This window comes from Algoriphagus pacificus (assembly GCF_017254845.1).
GTDB lineage: Bacteria > Bacteroidota > Bacteroidia > Cytophagales > Cyclobacteriaceae > Algoriphagus > Algoriphagus pacificus.
Map to the genome: position 1 here is coordinate 573,030 of NZ_JAFKCU010000002.1, position 18,368 is coordinate 591,397.

Annotated in this window: 17 protein-coding genes; 9 read left to right on the forward strand and 8 right to left on the reverse strand. The window is 38.0% G+C overall.

Translation table 11 applies throughout. The features are described 5' to 3' along the window. The first annotated feature begins 45 nt into the window (after positions 1-45). Positions 46-1,239: a glycine C-acetyltransferase gene (gene kbl / locus J0A69_RS09220; RefSeq protein WP_206586268.1), complete on the forward strand. Its 1,194-nt coding sequence runs from the start codon at positions 46-48 to the stop codon at positions 1,237-1,239. A 150-nt stretch (positions 1,240-1,389) separates the two neighbouring features. On the opposite strand, the gene J0A69_RS09225 is transcribed toward kbl, so the two are convergent. The 3 genes from J0A69_RS09225 to folP form a co-directional block, all read right to left on the reverse strand. After that, positions 1,390-2,115 carry a DUF5715 family protein gene (locus J0A69_RS09225; RefSeq protein WP_206586269.1) on the reverse strand — a complete coding sequence of 242 codons (726 nt, stop codon included), beginning with the start codon at positions 2,113-2,115 and terminating at the stop codon, positions 1,390-1,392. A 253-nt stretch (positions 2,116-2,368) separates the two neighbouring features. Then, positions 2,369-3,247 carry a diadenylate cyclase CdaA gene (gene cdaA, locus J0A69_RS09230; protein ID WP_206586270.1) on the reverse strand — a complete coding sequence of 293 codons (879 nt, stop codon included), beginning with the start codon at positions 3,245-3,247 and terminating at the stop codon, positions 2,369-2,371. Continuing rightward, on the reverse strand, positions 3,244-4,125 hold the full coding sequence (folP, locus tag J0A69_RS09235; protein WP_206586271.1) for a dihydropteroate synthase: 882 nt from the start codon (positions 4,123-4,125) through the stop codon (positions 3,244-3,246). The genes cdaA and folP overlap by 4 nt, the downstream gene beginning before the upstream one ends. A gap of 17 nt (positions 4,126-4,142) precedes the next feature. On the opposite strand from folP, the gene J0A69_RS09240 reads away from it, so the two are divergent. The 3 genes from J0A69_RS09240 to J0A69_RS09250 are packed head-to-tail and all read left to right on the forward strand — an operon-like array spanning position 4,143 to position 6,311. Next, positions 4,143-4,691 (forward strand): DUF1599 domain-containing protein, encoded by a 549-nt coding sequence (locus tag J0A69_RS09240; RefSeq protein WP_206586272.1) that lies wholly within the window; start codon positions 4,143-4,145, stop codon positions 4,689-4,691. Continuing rightward, positions 4,684-5,784: a BT_3928 family protein gene (locus J0A69_RS09245; RefSeq protein ID WP_206586273.1), complete on the forward strand. Its 1,101-nt coding sequence runs from the start codon at positions 4,684-4,686 to the stop codon at positions 5,782-5,784. Before J0A69_RS09240 ends, J0A69_RS09245 begins: the two co-directional genes overlap by 8 nt. After that, complete coding sequence (locus tag J0A69_RS09250; protein ID WP_206586274.1) at positions 5,781-6,311, forward strand: shikimate kinase; 531 nt, start codon at positions 5,781-5,783, stop codon at positions 6,309-6,311. Before J0A69_RS09245 ends, J0A69_RS09250 begins: the two co-directional genes overlap by 4 nt. Here J0A69_RS09250 and J0A69_RS09255 read toward each other — a convergent pair. Then, positions 6,301-7,812 (reverse strand): OmpP1/FadL family transporter, encoded by a 1,512-nt coding sequence (locus tag J0A69_RS09255; protein ID WP_206586275.1) that lies wholly within the window; start codon positions 7,810-7,812, stop codon positions 6,301-6,303. The genes J0A69_RS09250 and J0A69_RS09255 overlap by 11 nt on opposite strands. Positions 7,813-7,888: 76 nt before the next feature. After that, positions 7,889-9,229 carry a hypothetical protein gene (locus J0A69_RS09260; protein WP_206586276.1) on the reverse strand — a complete coding sequence of 447 codons (1,341 nt, stop codon included), beginning with the start codon at positions 9,227-9,229 and terminating at the stop codon, positions 7,889-7,891. A gap of 122 nt (positions 9,230-9,351) precedes the next feature. Between J0A69_RS09260 and proS the strand changes: the two genes are divergently transcribed. From proS to floA, 3 genes are all read left to right on the forward strand, one after another. Next, positions 9,352-10,833, forward strand: a complete 1,482-nt coding sequence (gene proS / locus J0A69_RS09265) for a proline--tRNA ligase (protein WP_206586277.1) — start codon at positions 9,352-9,354, stop codon at positions 10,831-10,833. A gap of 92 nt (positions 10,834-10,925) precedes the next feature. Next, entirely contained in the window at positions 10,926-11,384 is a 459-nt protein-coding gene (locus J0A69_RS09270; protein WP_206586278.1) for an NfeD family protein, read from the forward strand. Between the two features lie 3 nt (positions 11,385-11,387). Beyond that, positions 11,388-12,398 (forward strand): flotillin-like protein FloA, encoded by a 1,011-nt coding sequence (gene floA, locus J0A69_RS09275; protein WP_206586279.1) that lies wholly within the window; start codon positions 11,388-11,390, stop codon positions 12,396-12,398. Between the two features lie 10 nt (positions 12,399-12,408). Here floA and J0A69_RS09280 read toward each other — a convergent pair whose 3' ends face one another. Together J0A69_RS09280 and hemA are read right to left on the reverse strand one after the other, a co-directional pair. Continuing rightward, on the reverse strand, positions 12,409-13,974 hold the full coding sequence (locus J0A69_RS09280; protein WP_206586280.1) for a WG repeat-containing protein: 1,566 nt from the start codon (positions 13,972-13,974) through the stop codon (positions 12,409-12,411). A gap of 91 nt (positions 13,975-14,065) precedes the next feature. Continuing rightward, a complete protein-coding gene (gene hemA / locus J0A69_RS09285; RefSeq protein ID WP_206586281.1) occupies positions 14,066-15,334 on the reverse strand; it encodes a glutamyl-tRNA reductase in 1,269 nt (422 codons plus the stop codon). A gap of 199 nt (positions 15,335-15,533) precedes the next feature. Between hemA and J0A69_RS09290 the strand changes: the two genes are divergently transcribed. After that, positions 15,534-16,214: a ComEA family DNA-binding protein gene (locus J0A69_RS09290; protein WP_206586282.1), complete on the forward strand. Its 681-nt coding sequence runs from the start codon at positions 15,534-15,536 to the stop codon at positions 16,212-16,214. On the opposite strand, the gene J0A69_RS09295 is transcribed toward J0A69_RS09290, so the two are convergent. Continuing rightward, the gene (locus J0A69_RS09295) at positions 16,199-17,857 is read right to left on the reverse strand and encodes an amidohydrolase (RefSeq protein ID WP_236032766.1); all 1,659 of its coding nucleotides are present in this window, start codon (positions 17,855-17,857) and stop codon (positions 16,199-16,201) included. The genes J0A69_RS09290 and J0A69_RS09295 overlap by 16 nt on opposite strands. A gap of 33 nt (positions 17,858-17,890) precedes the next feature. On the opposite strand from J0A69_RS09295, the gene J0A69_RS09300 reads away from it, so the two are divergent. After that, on the forward strand, positions 17,891-18,364 hold the full coding sequence (locus tag J0A69_RS09300) for a type I restriction enzyme HsdR N-terminal domain-containing protein (RefSeq protein WP_206586284.1): 474 nt from the start codon (positions 17,891-17,893) through the stop codon (positions 18,362-18,364). The last annotated feature ends 4 nt before the right edge of the window (positions 18,365-18,368 follow it).

Here is an 18,368-nt window from a genome sequence, read left to right on the forward strand (position 1 = left end):
GACGGAAAATAAGAGATTTTGAACTATTAATCCTTTTTATTCAACATGTACGATAGAATAAAACCCAAATTGGTAGAAGAGCTTAAAGGCATCGAAGAAGCGGGACTATTTAAAAAAGAGCGTGTCATAACCTCTCCACAAGCGGCAGAAATCACAATCACAGGAGGTCAGAAAGTACTGAATTTTTGTGCCAATAATTATTTGGGGCTTTCATCGCATCCCAAAGTAATTGAAGCTGCAAAAGCTGCCATTGATTCTCACGGATTTGGAATGTCCTCTGTAAGATTTATCTGCGGAACACAGGATATCCATAAAGAGCTTGAGAAGAAAATTTCTGAGTTCCTTGGCACTGAAGACACCATTCTATACGCGGCGGCTTTTGATGCCAATGGAGGTGTATTTGAGCCGATTTTAGGTCCGGAAGATGCTATTATTTCGGATGCTTTAAACCATGCTTCAATTATCGATGGCGTGAGACTTTGTAAAGCCATGCGATTCAGATACGAGCATAATAACATGGCTGACCTCGAGCAACAGCTGAAAGATGCCGATGCAAAAGGAGCGAAACAAAAAATTATTGTGACAGATGGAGTTTTCTCCATGGATGGAACAATTGCTCAACTTGATAAAATCGTGGAGTTGGCAGAAAAATACGGTGCATTAGTCATGTCTGATGAATGCCACTCAACTGGATTTATGGGTAAAACCGGACGTGGTGTTCACGAGCATTGTGGAGTGATGGGTAAGATTGATATCATCACTGGTACATTAGGAAAAGCTTTGGGTGGAGCATCTGGAGGTTTTACTTCAGGTAGAAAAGAGATCATTGAGTTATTGCGTCAGCGATCCAGACCTTATTTGTTCTCTAATACTTTGGCACCATCCATTACTGGAGCTTCCATAGCAGTATTTGATTTGTTGACTGAAACAACTGCTTTGAGAGATAAACTGGAAGAAAACACTCAGTATTTTAGAGCTAAAATGACTGAAGCAGGATTTGATATGAAGCCGGGTACACACCCGATTGTTCCAGTTATGCTATATGATGCGGTACTTTCACAAAAAATGGCTGAAAAACTTCTCGAAAAAGGAATATATGTAATCGGGTTCTATTATCCGGTTGTACCAAAAGGTCAAGCAAGAATAAGAGTTCAGATTTCAGCTGGGCATGAGAGACATCATTTGGATCAAGCCATTGAAGCTTTCACTGAAGTAGGAAAAGAATTGGGAGTAATTTGATGATTGCCAAAACAATAACTTCTATTTAATTGAAGGAAAATCATAAAAAAGCCGGAAATCTAAATTAGGTTTCCGGCTTTTTTATGTCTTTTCGGCTAATGAATATTGTGCTATTCTCTAAATTTTAAAAGAAATAAAACTAGATAATGTTTATCTAACGGTGACATGGTAGCAGCTTTGTTTTCTTTCTTTGATGAAGAAAATTTTGCCTGCATCCTGAAATTCATTTAGAATCGTTTCCAATTTTTTCTGGGTATTTCTGCTGAATCGCTTCTTTCCGTTAAATCTGATGTAAGAGATGTCAAATGAAACTCCATATGAGTGGGAGCTGACTCCGGATGTTGCATTGCGATTTCTCTTTCTTAAACTTTGCTGTTGTTCTGGAGTCCTAGTGACAGAAGTGAGCGTAAAAAAGCTTTTATCATCTGTAATTATTTGAAAAGCCAGTCCTAATTCCTCCAAAATCGTTTTTGAATAGGGGGTAACGAAAGGATGACTATGGGTTAGCTTCATCACTTCATATCCTTTTCCTTTATCTATTGGAACAAGTTTTTCTTCCCTGATTAGGTCATAAAAGTGATCCTCGCTTTCGATAATTCCAATCCCGTTATATTCCGCAGCATAAAGATGCTTGTCATATTCTTTAGTAATAAGCTGTTCGGGAATAGGAGGGATCACCCTAGGTATTGGAACTTCAATTTCGATAGGCTCTTCTATTTCTGATCTTTTTCTAGCTGACTCAGAATCATTGGTTAGAATAGAATAGGTTTCTTTCAATTGCTTCTTCAATTCAGGTATGTACGCCTGTGTTGCCCAAGCCCCTGCCGAAAAAAGTATAAAAACGATGGCAAGTTGAACGAAATGAGGTTTTTTCATGAGTGAAGATTACTTTTTATCAAATTTTTAGAGTGATAGGTTTTATCCGAAGCAAAGATTAAACCAGCTTAGGTACTCGCTAAAACTAAATTTAATTTTTCTAGCATTCCTATTAGAGTTAACTGGAAAACAACTTGCTTTATTATATCACAAATGCCCAGAAGAAATTTTTTTATGGGGGAATGCTTTTATGAGAGGTAATCAAAAAGGAAAATTTAAAAAATAAAAAAAAGACAAGTGGAGGCTTGTCTTTTTATTGTGATTTGCTGGTCATCGCCAGCTTTCTTTTTTTCTTCATTTCGTAATCCTCGATATTTTCAAATCGGCTATCGACGTCTTCATTGTTCAAATAGTCATTGATAGTTTCCCTGACTTCTTGGAAAGATAAATTGTGAAGGATTTTTCCATTTTTAGCCATAGACAATTGACCTGTTTCTTCAGAAACGATCAAAACCAATGTATCGGTAGCTTCAGACATTCCTATTGCAGCTCTGTGTCTTAATCCAAACTGAGCAGGAACTTCCCTCTCGGTAACGGGTAGGATACATCTGGCTGCTTTGATTTTGCCATTATAAATGATCACAGCTCCATCGTGTAAAGGACTGTATTTATTGAAAATAGAAATCAAAAGTCTTTTGGAAAGGTCAGCGTCCAAAATATCTCCACTTTCTGCATAAAATTTCAATTCTGTACTGCTGGAAATTACCATCAAAGCACCTGTATTACTACCGGCTAGAGTTTTTGAGGCATCAATGATAGGACTGATATTGAATGCCGAATTTTCTCGCTTTCGCCAGAAAAATAAAATGTCTTTCCAAACATTATCGTCTGACAAGAAAGATGATCTACCTATCAACAAAAGGAATTTTCTTATTTCTGGAGCAAAAATGATAATTGCAGCAATCACACCAACTCCCATGAACTGACCCAATATGGCTGAAAGGAGCTCCATTCTGAGGGCCCGAACCAATAAATAAATAAGGTAAATGGAGAGGAAGCCTAAAAAGATTTTAATGGCCACACTACCTTTCAACAATTTGTAAATCTGATATAATAGCGCAGCAACCAACGCAATATCAATCATATTGACGATGGAAATGTCTAAAAATCCGATTTTAAATAGTAGGATCAAGGGTAAATTGTGTGATATAATTTAATTGTTTCTTTAGCTTCTTTTACGTCATGTACTCTAAGGATGTTTGCACCTTGACAGAGCGCAAACATGTGCAAAGCAGTGGTCCCATTTAATGCTTCATCGGGTTCTACTTGCAAAGTTTTATAAATCATCGATTTGCGGGATAAGCCCACCAAAATCGGTAATGATAAACACTGAAAATGGCTCAAATTTTTGAGCAACCAAAAGTTTTGCTGGATGCTTTTTGCAAATCCAAAACCTGGATCAATAATTACATCTTTGATGCCAAACTTTTTGAATTGTTCCAGTTTTTCAGCGAAATAGTTCAATATTTCTCCTAAAATATCGGAATAATTCGTTAGTTCTTGCATATTCTTAGGATTACCCCGCATATGCATCGCTATATAAGGAACTTTTAACGATCCCACTGCTGGGAGCATTTCAGGATCTAATTCGCCAGCTGAAATATCATTGACAATATGAGCTCCTGCTTTAATTGCTTCAACAGCTACTTTGGAACGAAAAGTATCAATTGAAATTAATGTGTCGGGGAAATTTTCGCTGATCCAGCGAATTGCTGGTAAAACTCTGTCCAATTCTTCTGTTTCCGAAACCTCAGCTGCTCCTGGACGAGTGCTATAACCTCCCACATCAAGAATGTCAGCTCCTTCGCTGACGAATCTTGCCACCTGCTCATAGAACTCATTAGAATTTGGATTGGTTCTGCTTTTTCCAAAAAAAGAGTCAGGTGTTACATTTAAAATACCCATTATCTTGGGACTGTTCCAAACATGAAGCCGTCCGTTGATTTGAAATGTATATTTTTGGGGAAATAATTTATCTTCGAAAGAAGAAACTCCCTTATCAGGAAACATTAAAACTTATATAAATTTTGGAGACTCAAACTAGCAACGAATATACACAAGTTATCAGCCGTTGTAAAGAATTATTTCGTAAGAAAACTATTGATTATGGTACTGCTTGGAGAGTTTTGAGACTTTCCTCAATCACTGATCAGATTTTTATAAAAGCCCAAAGAATTCGATCTATCCAAGAAAAGGGAAGCCAAAAAGTGAATGACCCGATTGTGGATGAGTTTGTTGGGATTATCAATTACTGTCTCATAGCCCTTCTTCAAATCAGTTTTTCAGAAGATGAAAGAATGGAGATTCCTTTTGAGGATTTAGAGCCTACTTATGATAAATGGGCTTTTGAAACAAAAAGTCTTCTTGAAAATAAAAACCATGATTACGGAGAGGCCTGGCGGGATATGCGAGTTAGCTCTATGACAGATATTATTTTAATGAAACTTTTGAGAGTAAAACAAATAGAGGATAATGCTGGAAAGACGCTTGTTTCTGAAGGAATTGAAGCCAATTATCAGGATATGATCAATTACTCTGTATTTTGCTTGATCAAATTAGGATATCACCATGATTAAAGAAGCATTTCTATGGATTCTCCGGCTATTAGTTGGAGGATTATTTATTTTCTCCGGACTAATAAAAGTCAATGATCCTGTCGGCACAGCCATCAAGCTTGAAGAATATTTCGATGTTTTTTCCAACGACATAGCAGGGTTCTTTTATTATCTAAAGCCATTTGCGCTTTATATAGGAGTCTTCTTGGTAGTGGTAGAGGTAGTTTTGGGAGTCATGCTGATCCTGGGTGTGAGGAGTAAACTCACTGTCTGGGCATTAGGACTCATGATTTTGTTTTTTACATTTCTGACATTCTATTCTGCCTATTTCAACAAAGTAACAGATTGTGGATGCTTCGGTGATGCGATTAAATTGACCCCTTGGGAGTCTTTTTACAAAGACATTATTTTACTAGTGATGATTAGCTTTTTGTTTTTCTTTAGGGAAAGCCTTCCAAAAAGTTCTCCCAAGTGGGCAAAGAGTATTGTTGGAGCCGTAATGATCATTTCATTTGTGCTTTCAATTACAGCAATAAGAAATTTGCCATTTATAGATTTCCGAGCTTATAAAGTGGGAGTTAATATCCCAGAAGCGATGCAGCCTTCCGCTCCTTTGCTTTATTCCTATGTTATGAAAAAAGACGGGGAGACTGTGACTTTTGACCAATATCCTACAGATGAAAGTTATGAGTTTGTCGAGATGAATCTGAAAAACCCAGAGAACCTACCAAAGATTTCAGATTTTGCTGTTTGGAATGAAGATGGTGATTATTCAGCCGAAATGTTTAACGGAAATAAAGTGGTTTTCTTGGTCAGTAACATGTCCAAAATGAATGAGGATCATCTTCCAGAAATGGATGCTTTGGTTCAAAACCTTAATGGGTCACCTGTAGAAGTGGTCTTTGTCGGAGCAGCTACTCAAGAAGAAATCAATCAACTTATTGCATCTAGAAATTGGGGCATTACTGGACTTCAAGCTGATGCTACTGTTGTCAAGACTATGATTCGAGCTAATCCTGGAATTATGGTTTTGAAAAATGGAGTTGTTTTAGCAAAATTTCATCATAACAATACCCCGGAAGCAGGGGAGGTGATCGATTTATTTGTTCCATGAAAAAACAACTGAAGGTTGTCTTAATTGGTCTACCAGGATCTGGAAAAAGTACCTTTGGACGTCAGCTTGCAAGCGTCTTAGACTTTCCATATTATGATCTGGATAATTTGATTGAGGAAAATTATTCAATGAGAATTCCAGAGATTTTTTCCCAATATGGAGAAGGAACCTTTAGAGAATGGGAGACTGAATCTTTAAAAAAGGTATTGGAACAGGATGAATCCTATGTCCTGGCTTCAGGAGGAGGGTGTCCATGTTTTAATGACAATATGGACCTAATCAATCAGCATGGGATATCGGTTTACTTAGATGTGCCCTTGGAAGAGATTTCTTCTAGGCTTGGGGGATCGAAAGTTCAGAATAGACCTATGTTTAGAGGATTGGATCAAGGAGAAATTACTTTGAAATTGAAAAGTCTACTCGCTGATCGGGAATATTTTTATGACCAGGCAAAAATAAAGCTCAGCGGTGAAGATTTCTCCGCTGAGCTTTTAATGTCGGAATTGATTAATCTGCTTAAAAATTAAAGCCTACCGTAAGCATTCCGGTAAATATTTTATTCTCTAACTCTGTAACAGGCCCAATGTTATTGTTTTGAGCATCTAAAACTTGATAGCTGCTGTATAGGCCTTTAGAAGATTGATTTATAAGCGCCAAGTCAATGGAGAATTTATTGAATTTGGCTCCTATACCACCACTGATTTGATTTGTGCTTCTATCGAATTCAGAATTAGCTATTGGGTCACCATAGTAAGCATAGCCTCCTCTCAGTCTTAGAACATTGAATCTAAACTCAGCTCCGAAACGATAGTTGATCGTGCTTGTGTAAGTACTTTTAATCGCTTGGTTATCGGGGCCTTCGTCAAAGTCTCTGCTTTTTATATTAGCATTGCTATAATCTACCCAATCCAAATCAGCAGATATAAAACCGTTTTTACCTAAGAAAAAAGTGGCTCCTCCACCTAGTTTCAACGGGGTGTTAAGATTATAGGAACCTAAAATAAAATCCGAAACTGCTTCAACTCTACCCAGTGTAACCCCTTCCTGCTCAAATTCATAATTATCATAATTAGCAGTCATACTAGCCTCGTATTCTTCATTCAAGGCATACCAAGTAGGGGTCTGGAATGTGAACCCTAAATTCACATAATCAATAGGTTTGTAGATCAAGCCTAAGTTTAAATTGATTCCAGAACCATTGATGTATAGTCTTTCACCCAAAGAAGAGCTTATTAAAGGACCGTCTGGAAATTCTTCATTATAAGTTTTTATTGAAGAAAAAGTTAAGTTTCTAATACCCAAGGAACCTCCGACAAATACTTTATGATTGAAATTTGCTCCATAACTGAAAGTGATTTGATTAGAATTACCCTCTTGACGCACATTTTCATCTTGAAATGGAAATCCCGTTACGAATGAATCATAGGTGTTTGGATTGTTTATTACATTCCCGTTATCATCAAAAATTATAGGATTGATTTGGTAGGTACTGTAGGCCAGTCCCGTGATTCCAAATGATTCAATCTGTGACTCAGGAATTCCATTTGCATCTTGTAAATAGAAATCAATAATGGAAGTATTCCCTATTTCATCAGAGAAAAAGCCATATTCTGTATTGAAATTGGCTATCCTTTGAATACTGATACCGAACGCCCCTCCTTTAAATCCACTTCTTCCTAAATCCAATTTTGGATTAGCCATCACATAACTCAAGTTAGGAAGATTGAAATTGGTAGTACTGTATGACTTATTTTGATCGAGATAGATGGTATTAACTTTCCAATCTGAATATCCTAAAGAAACACTAGCTTCTGAAGTTCTAAAGAAACCAAGTCCGGCAGGGTTACCTGCGATATTGGAAACATCTCCTCCAATCGACCATTGCGTCCCGCCAATTCCCATGATTCTTGATGAACCACTAGGTTTAACATGACCAAATCTATAGGCGTCTTCATAATATCCGCTTTGCGCGAAAAGAGCATGTCCTGTCAGGAATAGACAAGAGAAAATAAGGATTTTTAACCTCATTGAATCTGTAATTTGTTTATTTATCTAACGGCAGTATTTGCCAAAAGTGACGAGAAAGTTCAAAAAAAAAGGGGAATTAATTTCCCCTTCCTCCTCTGGATGATCCGCTGGAGACGCTGCCTCCGCTGCTTCTGGATCCTCCAGTGCTCATGCCACTTCCACCGGAACTTCTACTTGGAGTAGAGAAAACAGGTGATGATGATCTACTTGGACTTACACTTCTAGACGGTGAACTGTAAGTTGGTGATGTTCTAGAAGGAATATTACTTCTATTGTAAGAAGGACTAGAAGATCTATTATATGATGGACTAGATGATCTTGTATAGCTACCAGAATTTCTACTTGGACTATACATTGAATTTGATGATCTAGAATTAGTGCCTGAATAAGAAGGTCTTGCTGTTGGCATAGCACTTCTTGTAGATCTAATTGTTGAAGATCTATTTATAGCAGGAGAACTTACATTTCTCGTAGTTCCCACTCTAGATCTGCTATTTCCAGAATAATAATCATTCTGAGAGTTACCAAAATCTCTTGAAGTTGCTCTTGAACTATTTGAGCTACTTACCAACCTTCTATTAGTAGGAGAGTTTAATGCTTCTCTTCTTGCTTGAGCTCTTGAAGTATTCGGTAAGATCGCAGAACTTCTAGATCCAACTCCAGCGTTAGCCAAAGTTGCTCCTCTTGTTCCTCTTGCACCTCTTACTACTCTTCTGTCTCCATATTCTCCTCCAGGAAGAACATAGATAGGTCTATTGTAACCATAGCCAGGATAATATCCGTAACCAGGATAACCAAAACCAGGATAGAAACCACCACCCCATGCATAGCTAGGACCCCAGAACGAACCCATTCCAAAACCAAGGCTAAAACCAATATTAAATCCAGGTCTGAAACCGTAAGATGGATACATTAAACCAGGCATGTAGAAAGGATCATAAAATGGACTATATCCAAACCCTCCCATACCCCAAGGACTAAATCCAGCCATATAACCTAGGCTGAAACTCATTGGTGGGAAAAATCCAGTATTATAACTTGAAGATGTATTTCCTACTCTATAATTATCATAAGCATTGATATCAGCTGTATTCTCTTCCATACCTTCATCAAAATAAACCATATCGTTGGATAAGGTATCTTCTGAAGTGGTGTATCTAGCAATGTATTCTGGATTTACATTTCTAGAACTGAAATTTTCATTTGGATAAGTTTCAGAATCAACTGAGCTCAAACGTTCAAAAGAATCAGGATTGTTGTTTTGAACAGCAAATTCTGTCGCAAGTTTTGCGTCAGATGCCATAAAATACATATTGTCCTGCTCTCCTCCTGTCATAGCTAATTTATTAGTGCTACAAGCACTTATAGCCAAAGCTCCAAGGATTACTGATGATGTGAGAATTGATAATTTCTTCATAGTTGAAGTTTGATTGTTACTATCTTATACGTGAGCAAAAGTGAAGGGTTATACTTTTTACTTTATATTTGCCCAGCTCAATTTAACAAAAATAAGGACAATTAGTATCTCAATCAATTATAATGAGTAAAGGACTACCTAAGAGAAGTGAAGATTATTCACTTTGGTACAACGAATTAGTGAAAAGAGCCGATTTGGCTGAAAATTCCGCAGTGAGAGGCTGTATGGTAATCAAACCTTATGGGTATTCCATTTGGGAGAAGATGCAGGCAGAATTGGATAGAATGTTTAAAGAAACAGGACATACCAATGCCTATTTTCCTCTTTTTATCCCCAAATCATATTTGAGTAAAGAAGCCAGCCATGTGGAGGGATTTGCTAAAGAATGTGCTGTTGTCACTCATTACAGGTTAAAAAATGCTGAAGATGGCAGTGGCGTTATTGTGGATCCTGAAGCAAAGCTGGAAGAAGAATTAATTGTCAGACCAACTTCAGAAACTGTCATTTGGAGTACTTATAAAAACTGGATCCAATCTTACAGAGACCTTCCTCTATTGGTAAATCAATGGGCCAATGTGGTCAGATGGGAAATGAGAACCAGACTTTTCTTGAGGACCGCAGAATTTCTTTGGCAAGAAGGTCATACTGCTCATGCTTCTGCAAAAGAGGCCATGGAAGAAACTGAGCAAATGATGAATGTTTATGCACAATTTGCTGAAGAGTTTATGGCATTGCCTGTTGTAAGAGGAAGAAAAACAGAAAACGAGCGTTTTGCCGGGGCCGATGATACCTTGTGTATTGAAGCGATGATGCAAGATGGAAAAGCATTGCAAGCTGGGACTTCCCACTTTTTAGGGCAAAATTTCGCAAAGGCATTCGATGTGAAGTTTGCTACTAAAGAAGGCGGATTAGATTATGTCTGGGGAACTTCTTGGGGTGTCAGCACCCGTCTGATGGGTGCTTTGATCATGGCGCATTCGGATGATAATGGACTTGTGTTGCCTCCTAAATTGGCTCCTATCCAAGTCGTGATCATTCCAATTTACAGGAAGGATGAAGAATTCGAAGCGATTTCAGAGAAAGCAAAAGAAATCATGGCTGAACTGAGAAAAGCAGGTATATCTGTGAAATATGATAATAGGGACACACATAAGCCTGGTTTCAAATTTGCCGAATATGAACTAAAAGGAGTTCCTTTAAGAATTGCAATAGGACCTCGCGATTTGGAAAATGGTACCATAGAAATCGCTAGAAGAGATAATCTTTCGAAGTCTCAATTTGAATTATCTTCCCAGCCTATTGCTGAGAAAATTACTGAGATGCTGGATGAGATTCAGAACTCTATTTATTCCAAAGCCTTCAATTTCAGAGAGGAAATGACTACCGAGGTTAATTCTTGGGAAGAGTTTAAAGAAGTTTTGGAAAACAAAGGTGGATTCTTGTCAGCCCATTGGGATGGAACTTCTGAAACAGAAGATAAAATAAAGGAATTGACAAAAGCGACAATCAGATGCATTCCTTTAGCTAGGAAAGAGGAAGATGGGAATTGTGTATTCACAGGAAAGCCATCCAAAGGCAGAGTATATTTTGCAAAAGCCTATTAATATTAAACCCGGATTTAAATTCCGGGTTTTTTAATTTTTATGGGACACACTATCTAGGATTCTCGTATTTTAGGATTCTACTTGAATGTGACATGACTATTTTAATTCTTGCTACTCTATTGACAATCGGTTTGATCCTAATGATCGCTGAGGTTTTATTTATCCCTGGGACCACCATTGTAGGGATTTTTGGACTTATTGTAAGCTTGGTTGGTATTGGTTATGCATTTATTAGTTATGACGCGGCTACTGCCTGGATGATTACTGGGGTTGCAACTTTGCTAAATGTTGCAGCAATTGTGTATAGTTTCAGGTCTGGAGTTTGGAATAAGTTTTCCCTTAAGACCACCAACCAAGGCGGAGCTTTTGATGGAAGAACCAATGGATTGCAAATCGGGATGCCAGGAAAAGCAGTTTCCGATATCAAGCCAATAGGAAAAGCATCAATTTCAGGTAATATCTATGAGGTGAAGTCAGAATCATGTTACATCACTGTAGGTTCAGAAATAACCGTCATCAAAATCGAAAACAATAAAATTTTAGTCAAATAAATTATGGATCCAAATAGTTCAATGTTTATACTGATTGCTGCATTAGCTGGCATCGTATTACTTTTCATCTTCCTTTATTTTGTGCCGGTCAATCTCTGGATAACAGCTCAATTTTCAAATGTAAGAGTAGGCCTTTTAGAATTGGTGGGGATGAGAATCAGAAAAGTTCCGCCAAGTGTTATTGTTAATTCATTGATTACTGCCACCAAAGCAGGATTACAATTGACGACAAACGATCTGGAAACGCATTACTTGGCTGGAGGAAATGTGCCAAATGTAATCAGGGCTTTGATTTCTGCTGACAAAGCAAATATCAACCTGACATTCAAGCAAGCTACTGCCATCGATTTGGCAGGTAGAGACGTATTTGAGGCTGTTCAAATCTCTGTAAACCCGAAAGTTATCAATACTCCAAATGTGGCGGCTGTAGCAGCAGATGGTATTCAATTGATTGCAAAAGCAAGAGTGACAGTAAGAGCAAATATTGCTCAATTGGTTGGTGGAGCAGGAGAGGAGACCATCTTGGCTAGAGTTGGAGAAGGGATTGTAACTTCTATTGGTTCTGCTTCAAATCATAAAAGCGTTCTCGAAAACCCTGATAAAATCTCCAAATTGGTTTTGGAAAGAGGTTTGGATGCGGGTACAGCTTTTGAAATTCTTTCAATCGATATTGCTGATATAGATGTAGGAACTAACATTGGTGCCAAACTGCAAATCGATCAAGCATCAGCTGATTTGAAAGTTGCGGAAGCCAAAGCAGAAGAAAGAAGAGCAATGGCGGTGGCATTGGAGCAAGAGATGCGAGCCAAGAATGTGGAAATGCGTGCGAAAGTAGTCGAGGCTGAAGCTGAAGTTCCGAAGGCCTTGGCAGAAGCTTTTAGAAGTGGCCAATTAGGTGTGATGGATTACTATCGAATGGAAAACATCAAGTCTGATACCTCAATGAGGGATTCAATTGCAAAGTCTGATTCTGACAGCAAGGATAGCGGAAAAGGCAAAACAGATAAAAAATAAAAAAAGGGACTCAGTCCCTTTTTTTATTTTTCTTTCCGGTAGGTTCTGGAGCTACCAGAACTACTGGTTCGTAAAGATTTTTAGTCAGAATTTTTCCAGTACTTGGATCCAGCTTTAAATCCTCAAAAGCAAGTGGTAGAAGGATTTCTCCAGAATCTGAGATCAAGCCTGTTTTACCGTCTTTTTGAACGATAATCATGTCTCTTTGATCTCTTCGGATATTTTCGAATTCCACTGGAATCATTTCATTTCCCTTAGGATCAAGGATCCCTGACTTACCAGCTTTTTCCACTAAAAAATATCCGTCTTTAGTTCTAGAAATTTGATCAAAACCTTCCTTGGTTACAGTTTCTCCTAGATTATTAAGAAGGTAATAATTTGTGTTTGCTCTTGCTATAGCCAAGCCTTTAGTAAATGGTTTGATTTCATCCCAAGTTGGACTTGTCAGGGTTTCTCCATTAGGTTTGATCAATCCCCATTGTCCACCTAATTTGTAAGCAGCCAAAGATTCTGAGAATAAGGTGACATCATTATACTGAGGCTGAATGACCCATTCTCCAACAGAATTTACAAAACCGATAGCATTTTGATCCATTGCTGGAAAGAGGCCATCAGAACCCATTAATATTTTATTCAGCGGAGCATTAGGTCTTACTAGCCAACCTTTTTTACCCAATAATCCCAAGTTTCCATCTCTGAAGCGCACATTATAGAGGTTCTCATCGATTTGAGTGACTTCTTCCATTCCTACGGCATCTAGAAGGATTCCATCTTCTTCCATGACTCTCCTTAGCTTTCCATGGATAAACTCGAGCATCAAACCATTTTCCAAGGTGATTTTATGAAATGAGTTATAGCGAACATTTGCGCTGATATCATTTCCCTCGATGAGTAAAAACTGGTTTTCATCAAAACCAAAATAAAAATTACCGCGATTGTGCTTCAGTTCGTCAACAACTGGATCCATCACATAATCACCTTCTCGATTGATCAATCCATACCCTGAAGCTTCTTTTGCCAATAAAAAATCACCTTCAGAGTCCTCTAATAATTCAAAAGCTTTCTCACCAGAATTGGAAAGAGGAATGAAATATTCACCTCCGATTTTTGTAATCAACATGCCGGTTTTGGTAAGCTTGGCTTCATCCAATCTGCCCAGTGGAGTGGTTTTCCCACTTCCTCTTTCGAAGATCCAATAATTGTTTCCTTTTCTGGCTAACAATAAATTGAAATAAGTCTGAATCTCATCGTATTCAAGTGGCAAGACTTGCTGACCGTATTCATGGAAAGCTCCGATTCCATTTGGTCCTTTTACCAAAATCCAGGGTTCTAAGTATTGATAGATTTCATAGCCTTGAAGTGAAACAGCAGGCTTGAGATCGGCTGAAAGCAGGCTTAAAACGGAGTCTTTTTTACCGATTCTGACAGTTTCGCTCAAGATGTCCAACTGATCATAAAGTAACCTTGACTCAAGTTTGAATTGATCGTTGTAGACCTCCCAGGTTTGCGCTTGCGAATGAGTAATGGATAATAATGTGAAAAGACAGAGGCTATAAATACCTAATTTCTTGCTCATTGAGGCGGGGATATTTTATGAAGGTCCCAAATATAAAATGACCAAAGGTTTTAACAATCCTTTGGTCATTTCTCTTTTAAGTTTTTATGAATTACTTTTTGATGTTTTCCCTATCTAGGTTAAATAGATCTGAGATAATCTCGATCATTTCCTCGGCTTGATCTCTTTTGCAAGCTGCCCTCAGTTGGACAACAGGAACTTTCAGAATCTTCTGCATCATGCTTTTTGTAATCTTATCGATTACCGCAAATTCCTTTTCATCAGCATTTTTCATGTATCTGCTTAATTCTTCAAGGCGAATCTGCTCAAGCGTTTGCTTTAACTTATTGATGGTAGGAGATACCATCATTTCTTTTTTCCAATTATAGAACTCCTCGATGCTTTCTCCGATAATTTCTTCTACCAAAGGAATTGAAGCTAAACGCTTTTCTAAAGCTTCAGAGGTTTTACTTCGGATATTGTCCACATTATAAAGAATGACTCCTGGTACATCTTCCACAGAAGTTTCAATGCTTCTTGGAACAGAAAGGTCAATCAATAATTTATAACTCGGAATCTCAAATTTCTTAATGAGCTCCTTGGTGATGAAAGGTTCATTTTTCATGATAGAGCAAACGATCACATCTGCATCTTTCATGGCGTCCACACAATTTTCAAATGGGACAACTTCAAAACCAAGTGGACCAGCAATTTCTTCAGCTTTAGCAAGAGTTCTATTGGTTACTTTCACTTGGGCATTGGGAAGGTAGACCATGTTTTTGGCCACATCCTCTCCAATTTCACCAACACCGATCAATAAAATTCTTGGCTGGTAGGTGTTCGAAGTCAGGCTTTCAATGAGCTCAATGGCTGCATATGAAAGTGAAGCCGCTCCCTCACGGAAACTCGTTTCTTGAACAATTCGCTTATTCGTAAAGAAAACTGTATGCATCAGACGATGAAGAAAAGGACCTGCCATTTCTAAATCAGCTGATGCCTGATATGCTCTTTTTACTTGGTTTGAAATCTGAATGTCTCCGACAACTTGAGCTTCTAATCCCATGGAGACTCTAAAAAGATGAGAGATTGCTACCCTGTCATCGTTGTAAATCTGGAAATACTCCAAATAATTTACAATGTCGTGAAGACCTTTTTCCAGCCCTACTAACTTGATGATTTCGGTACTAAGATCCAGATCATGACTGTAATAAACCTCAGTTCTATTGCAGGTAGAAAGAATCAGCACATCATTCAAGCTAAAAAACTCTTTTAGCTTGATTAGAATGCGCTCGATCTCCTGATCGCTGAGAGCGATAATCTCCCGGATCTGGACTGGTGCAGTCTTATGTGATAAACTTAATGCTCTGAACTTGATTTGCATGGGTACAAGTCTTGCTGCAAATTTAATATACTCTGAATAGGTATAAGCCTTTTTTGCGAAGCGATCTTACAATTTGGAATTCGTCTAAATAACAAATTTTAATTATTCACAAATTTCAGGATTATTGAAATCAAATGCCAATATTCTTAAATTATAGGTGATTGACAGAATCAATCGGAATCATATTAGCGATTTTTTTATGAAAGGCAATTTATTTTTCTGGCTTAAGTCCTACTTCGGTTTTTCCAATAAGGAGTCGAGAGGTTTTTTATTCTTGCTCCCATTTTTGACTATCCTGATTTTATTTCCCAGTGTTTTTGATTTGATCAAGAAGAAAGAGTCTGTTGAATTTGAAGCTCACTATCTCAAGCAAATTGATTCTCTTGAGAAAGCCGGAATCCAATTGTTGCAATCTCCAGATCCTGTTTTTAATTATTCAGATACCATCAAAGGAAAACCAGAATCCAAACAATCTGAGAATTTAAATCGAATATCAATCCTAGAAGCAGATTCAGTCACTTTACAAATTGTTCCTGGAATCGGTCCTGGATTGGCTGGGAGAATTATCAAGTATAAAATTCAATTGGGTGGCTTCCATAGTCCTGATCAATTGTTAGAAATTTATGGATTGAAAGAAGAAACCGTTCAGGAGCTTTGGAAGTATTTCGAGTTTGAGCCTTTGGTTTTCCAAAAACTCAACATAAATGACTTAGAGGTGGCTGATTTGGCTAAACATCCATACATATCCTATGCTGAGGCAAAAGTAATTTTTGCCTACAGAAACCAACATGGAAATTACCGATCTGCCGATGATTTGAAACAGATCAAAATCTTTAAGGAATCCTGGATTGATCAGTTAAGACCTTATTTGGCTTTTTGATAAACTGTTTCTCCTCCTATAATCGTAGCCCAAATAGGCAAGTCTCGAAGTTTCTCGGAATCTTCCACCATGATATCATTTTCCATGATTACTAAATCAGCCAATTTTCCTGCCTCTATACTGCCTTTTAGATTTTCTTCGAAATTCGCATAGGCTGCCCAGATTGTCATTCCTTTCAAAGCTTCCTCGCGAGTCAGTTTATTTTCTGTCTGAAAGCCTTCATCCGGCCAATTGTTTTTGTCCTTTCTCGCTACTGCAGCATGAAATCCGTAAAGTGGATTGATAAATTCAACAGGAAAGTCACTGCCTAATGCAATTATTCCATTTTGGTCAAGTAACTCTTTGAAAATATAAGCATGCTTAATTCTCTCAGGGCCCAATCGCTGTTCTGCCCAATACATGTCTGAAGTTGCGTGGGTAGGCTGAACTGATGGGATGACACTGTATTCTGCAAATTTCGAAACATCATCAGGATTGACTACTTGGGCATGTTCGATTCTCCATCTCAAGTCATTTTTACCTTTCAATACCTTAGCATAAATGTCCAATAATGTTCTGTTGGCAGAATCACCGATGCAATGTGTATTCATCTGAAAACCCTGAGCATGCATTTTTTCTGCGAGATCCAGAAATTCTTCAGGTTTACTCAAAAGGAAACCCATTTCTTCAGGCTTATCTGTATATGGTTTTAATAATGCGGCGCCTCTTGATCCCAAAGCACCATCTCCATAGATTTTAAAACTTCGGATAGTCAGATTATCATCTTGGTAAATTCCTTGCTCAAAATAATAGTCCATGTTTTCCTTCGTAGGATTTACCATGGCATAGATTCTCATTTTCAAAGAAGAATCTGCATACATTTTTTTGAAAAGATCAATGGTACTTCTATTTAATCCCGCATCAACTACAGAAGTTAAACCTACCTCAAAGCAATTCTTTTGAGCATCAAGTAATGATTTTCTTGCTTGCTGTTCGGTGGTTGCTGGAATTTTATCCGTTATTAAATCGATGGCGTTATCGACCAAAACTCCCGTGGTTTTGCCATTTTCAACAAGAACACTTCCGCCCAAAAGTTTTGTAGAGGCAGTAATTCCTCCGATACTCAAAGCTTTTCCGTTTACTAAAGCTGCGTGACCATCGATGCGCGAAAGGATCACTGGTTTATCAGGAAACAGTTCATCTAATAGTTCACGGTTTGGAAACTCTTGTCCTTCCCAAAGATTTTGATCCCAACCTCGACCCAAAATCCAAGCCTCATCAGGATTTGCATCAGCATAGACTTTAACACGCTGAATCAACTCTTCAAAACTCTTTGCGCCAACCAAGTCAACTACGCGAAGACCTTCTCCATATCTAAAGAAGTGGGTATGCGCATCGATAAAACCAGGATAAACTGATTTTCCTTCCAAATCGATAGTTTCAAGTGCTTCATATTTGGAGCTGATGTCATCATTAGAGCCAACGGCTACAAACTTCCCGTCCTTAATGGCCAAAGCCTGAGCAATTTCAAATTCAGGATTGACTGTATAGACGGTTCCTCCGAAATAAATTTTATCAACCAGAGTTTTTGGTTCCTGACAGGAGAAATTCAAAACCAAAGCGCACAAGGCGAAAAACGAACAAAACTTTATGTATTTCTTCAATTCGTATTGGGTTTTAATGCACATATTTGAAGTATGAAACAGGATTTAAATCGTGTTCAGCTACCGATTCTTAACCTTCCGCCTTTTGAACCTAAGCTTCAGGAAATTGACGGGAAATTAGGGATTTTTGACAGTCTCAGAAAGAAGTATTTGATATTAACTCCAGAAGAATGGGTGCGGCAGCATTGGATTAATTATTTAATTCATCATTTGTCATTTCCTAAAGGTTTGGTAGCGTTGGAAAAGGGCTTGACTTATAATCAACTCCAGAAGCGAACGGACTTGGTGGTGTGGAATAATGAAGGAAATCCTTATTTGTTGATCGAGTGCAAGGCGCCTCAAATAAAGCTTTCTCAAAAAACGATGGAGCAAGCCTGCCTTTACCACCAGGAAATCAAATCAAAGTTTCTGATAATCAGTAATGGACAACAACATGTTAGTTTGGAATGGAATGCAGATGAAAAGAAATTTATCCAGTTGAAGCATTTCCCATCCACTCCTAATTAGTGAT